This window comes from Trichloromonas sp. (genome assembly GCF_034006665.1).
Taxonomy (GTDB): Bacteria; Desulfobacterota; Desulfuromonadia; order Desulfuromonadales; family Trichloromonadaceae; genus Trichloromonas.
The window spans coordinates 1-4,392 of record NZ_JAVESI010000086.1 but is presented as its reverse complement, the minus strand read 5'-3'; the positions used below and the strand labels follow the sequence as shown (position 1 = coordinate 4,392).

The 4,392-nt window shown below is 53.1% G+C and carries 5 protein-coding genes; 1 reads left to right on the top strand and 4 read right to left on the bottom strand.

From position 1 onward, the window contains the following. Positions 1-200 precede the first annotated feature (200 nt). On the bottom strand, positions 201-584 hold the full coding sequence (mutT, locus tag RBR25_RS17440) for an 8-oxo-dGTP diphosphatase MutT (RefSeq protein ID WP_432820818.1): 384 nt from the start codon (positions 582-584) through the stop codon (positions 201-203). Positions 585-722: 138 nt separating this feature from the next. Between mutT and ubiE the strand changes: the two genes are divergently transcribed. After that, on the top strand, positions 723-1,433 hold the full coding sequence (gene ubiE / locus RBR25_RS17435; protein WP_432820817.1) for a bifunctional demethylmenaquinone methyltransferase/2-methoxy-6-polyprenyl-1,4-benzoquinol methylase UbiE: 711 nt from the start codon (positions 723-725) through the stop codon (positions 1,431-1,433). A gap of 287 nt (positions 1,434-1,720) precedes the next feature. On the opposite strand, the gene RBR25_RS17430 is transcribed toward ubiE, so the two are convergent. The 3 genes from RBR25_RS17430 to RBR25_RS17420 form a co-directional block, all read right to left on the bottom strand. Beyond that, positions 1,721-3,049: a hypothetical protein gene (locus RBR25_RS17430; RefSeq protein WP_432820816.1), complete on the bottom strand. Its 1,329-nt coding sequence runs from the start codon at positions 3,047-3,049 to the stop codon at positions 1,721-1,723. A gap of 14 nt (positions 3,050-3,063) precedes the next feature. Next, on the bottom strand, positions 3,064-4,014 hold the full coding sequence (locus RBR25_RS17425; RefSeq protein ID WP_432820815.1) for a hypothetical protein: 951 nt from the start codon (positions 4,012-4,014) through the stop codon (positions 3,064-3,066). A 115-nt stretch (positions 4,015-4,129) separates the two neighbouring features. Then, the coding region (locus RBR25_RS17420) for a hypothetical protein (protein WP_432820814.1) at positions 4,130-4,392 on the bottom strand (263 nt) is incomplete at its 5' end.

Genomic DNA, 4,392 nt, shown 5'->3' with positions numbered 1-4,392 from the left:
AGGGGCCAAGATCTTCTGCCGAGTTCGTGGTTACCTGTCGACCTGCCGCAAAAACGGCATCACGGCCGCCGAAGCCTTGCGTCTACTGTTCGAAGGCAAGCAGCCGGATTTCATGTCGCCGGATGGTCACGTGCGACCAAAATCCGATGGCCTGTCGCTGGCGGGTGAATAGTTACAGTCGTACATTGGCGACTGCGGCTTCAGCGTTGCAGCCGGGCGATGATGGGAGCGTCGGCGGGAAGAATATCGTAGCGGTACAGTTCGGTCACCGGTACCCAGCGGTGTTCGGACACTTCAATGTTTTGGATGACGCCGGCGAGGTGCCGGCATTCGTAGGCGAGGATCAGTACCGGCGCCTGCGGATAACGGAAATAAACGACCTCGAAAATGTCTCCGATTTCACTGTCGATTCCCAATTCCTCCCGAAGTTCGCGACGCAACCCCTGCTGCGGGGTTTCATTTGGGTCGAGCTTGCCCCCGGGGAATTCCCAGAGCCCGCCGTGCCTGCTCTTGGGGGGACGACGGGTGATGAGGACGGAATTTCCGTCGCGGAGGATGGCGGCGGTGACGATAATCGGCAGCATGAAAGATCTCCTCGAAAAGGCGTGTGGCGGCGAGTATAGACCGGCGTACGCCGACGGGAAAAGGCTTTTTTGCTGACAGTTTTTCCGGGGATGTGCTAAAAGTTGCCGTCCTTTTGTTTGTCCTCATGAGGTGAAACCATGTTCAATCTTTCCGAAAAAGGGCGCGGCATCCGCGAGATGTTCGACGCCATCGCCCCCCGTTACGATCTGCTCAACCGCCTACTCTCCCTCGGCATCGACCGGCGCTGGCGAACCTTCGCCGTCAAGCAGTTGAACCTGCCCGAGAACGGCCGGATTCTCGATGTAGCTACCGGCACCGGCGACGTCGCCCTCGAAATCGCCGCCCAGTCTCCCCCTTCGCTGACCATCGTCGGCGCCGACTTGACACCGGGGATGCTGAAAGTCGGTCAGGAGAAGATCGCCCGTTCCCCCTATCGCGACCGCATCACCCTGGTCACCGCCCCCTGCGAGGCCATGCCCCATCCCGACGGCCAATTCGACGGCGTCACCATCGCCTTCGGCATCCGCAACGTCGTCGACCGCCCCGCCGGACTGCGGGAGATGTGGCGGGTGCTCAAACCCGGCGGCAAAGTGGTGATCCTCGAATTCTCCCACCCCAAAAGCCGGCTCTTCAAAGAAATCTACTACTTCTACTTCCGCAAGGTCTTGCCCTGGATCGGCGGCCTTATCTCCAAGCGCAGCGCCTACCAGTATCTGCCCGACTCGGTCCTCGAATTCCCCGACCAGGAAACCTTCAAGAAGATGATGGAGGAAGCAGGTTTTGCCCAGGTCGTCTACCATGAACTCACCTTCGGCATCGCCACCGTTCACGTCGGGGTGAAACCCTGAAAATGGCCTTGCTGAAGAGGATATGCCGTCATCGGGGAGAGCTGATGGCGGATGCCGGTGGGGCGTGAGGTGGCAAAAAGTCAGAGAAAAAAACCGCTTACGGGGCTACAACCCGTAAGCGGTTTTTTGCGTTGCCGACAAAATTTTAGTCGATATATCCGAAACTGGTGAAAAATTTCTGAATTGCTACGATAGATCAACCAGCAAGTTCCTTGGAGTATATTTTCAAAGAAATTTCTAACAATGAATGCGAAAAAGTTATTGGTCTGGTTGCGTCTCTTCAATCTCTATAAAATAAATTCCCACAAGGTCCATTCATTATGGTGTTCCATATAATTCGAGCTTGAAAAGATCGATACACCGTTTTCATAGACCGCGGCATTAACATTTGTCCCACCCTTGCCGTGATCAGAATAGTAGCGAACCCATATTTTGTAGGTTCCAGGTCCAGGTAGGCTCTCAATGGTGATGTTCTCCGGACCAAAGCCATTGGTGTCGTCTACATCGAGACGAGGGGATGTCTCCGCGCTTCCCCAGGTGGGGGTTTTGTTTCCATAGTAACAATCACTGCCGTTCCAGGTAAAGTGCAGGTCGACGTCGGTGTCGTCTTTATCCCAGGTGATGCGGACATGATAGCGGTTTTGGACAGCATTACTGGTGATGGTAATAGGGGCACTGTTGTAAGTGTCACCCGCAGATGTTGTAACCCGCGCCGATATCTGGTTTTGCCCTGTCGCAAGGACCGCTATTGAGCTGAAGGTTTGTCCGGAGATGGTCGCCGGCTGAAATACTCCATTGACGACGAAACCGGCGGATGAAACGGTTATTCCTTGAGCATAGAGTTGATAGCTGCCGGTAACCGTTACCTGGTTTTCAGCAACCTGGGATCCGCCTGCTGGTGAGGTGATGCTGACCGCAAGGGCATCGCTATTACATTGACTGTTGTACCAGTAGGCATTGGCGTTGGTGCAATCATTTTCATTGGCGCACAATTCGGGGCTACCGCTGTAGCAGGCTTCAGGAGACTGGTTGCATTGGTCGTCATACCAGTGCCCACCGGCCCCGCTGCATGATGCTTGCGTTACACACCCGGAAAGATCATCCTCATTGCAGCGCTGTTCCGGGTCGGGCCGGCAGGTGTTGTTGGAATGCCAATAGCCGCCGGCGCTGTCGCAGGTAGTGCGACTGGTACAGTTCGAAAGATGGGTGCCGTCGCAGACGGGAGTCTGTGCCGGAATGTCTGCCGGGATAGGGTTTGAGGTGGTCGGTGGAGGGCTGGTGTTGCGGCTGACCATTTCACCTATAGCGACGTCGGCGGCAACGCTGATTGCCGTTCCGGGATCCGGAACACCTATGTTGCTGACGCTATTCAAAACCGCTCCACTGGCTTGCGCAAGATTGGCAACATCGGGTATCGCCGAATGTGCCCGCTCAAATTCTTCCTCTGATATTTCTTCGCCGCTAATGATTTTGTTTTCAACATTAACGATATCTTCCCGGCGGTGTTCCATATAGCGGCCGGTTGTGTAAAGAACCGGAGCACCAACGGCGAATATGACAAGTACTATCAACACAAGTGCACCGCGCTGATTTTTCAATGGTTTAAAAAAAGACATAGCGACCATCCTTCCTAGTCAAGAGGACACTGAGTGGAGAAGTCCGGATAATCCAACGTAAACCCTGCCGTAACATTCGTTAAAAGCCCATTTTCCAGAACTACCATTGCGGCAGCTCGATCTTGTGTGGGATTGTAACGAAGATATTCATAGCTACGGCCTCCCATTTCTTCACTTAAAGTACAGCTTGGCTGACCCATCAGGGCGACAATGTCTTCTTTCGTCATGCAATAGGTGAATTGGCTGGGGCTGAAAGGCGTGGCCAGCAAGGGAGAGACTGCTTCGCGTGTCGTCTCTTTCACGAAGTGGCCACTATCGAAGACAATCGTAGCCATTTCCGTATTGTTATAGACCCATGAGTCGATACGTCGAATATTTTCTGAAAAAACAACCTGGCCATTTGAATCGAGTTCTTCGCTGGAAAACCCGACCATAAAAATATCGGGATTGCCGCGGGTTGTGAGGAAGCGTTGCTGAATGCTGCTCAAGGCAGTAAGGGAATCCGTGGGGTTTTCCGGACAGGTAAAGGGAACGATGGTAACGTCGACCTCGTCTGAGAAATTGTTCTCATTCAATATGCCGTCAACGACGGCATCCAGTGCAAATCTAATTTTGTATGTTCCCGGAGGAAGACCGTTTGTACTCAGAACCGGGAAGGCGGGAAAGTCAAACAACGGACCCTGATAGCTTACGGTACGCCCTGGCGCCCAACTTCCATCGAGGCTATAGTGAAAAACACCTACATCCGTTTCGGCCAATAACCACCAATCTGCCGACAAGCCCCTGAATATTCCTGACTCCAATTCAATGGTAACGTCAAGGGGCTTGTTTTGCATTGCCATAACTTGTCGTTGTCCATTGTTTGCTTTGATCGCCATGTATTCTCTTGCGAAAACAGGTTCGATAACCATGAAAGAGAAGACAAGGCACATTAGAAAAATTGTCCAACATCGATGGATCACCATGAGATACCTCCTGTCTAATTGTTTTGTTGCCCCGTGAAAACCCGTTAATTTTCGCGAGGGAGAAATAAGGAAAACATAATTCGCCTTCTAGTGTTGATGCCCTCGCGAAAAAAGCTCACGCGGCTTGAGGCATGAGCCAACCAATTCGGTTGTTGCCGGGCCGAAAGGCCTCGGCAAAATGTCGTAGATATCCCCGCAGCGGTCTTAATGGCTCTTTGAAACCGCCAACAGCGCCATTTGGATAAAGATTCGTTCCCGTTTCCCGGGTACCTTTGGGTTTTTGGCGATTTCTGAACGCGGTGGCGCGCAGGATATTCAATCCCGTCGCTTTCAGGACCGCCGCCAGCCGGACTTGACGCATGCCCCTGACCCGTAGAT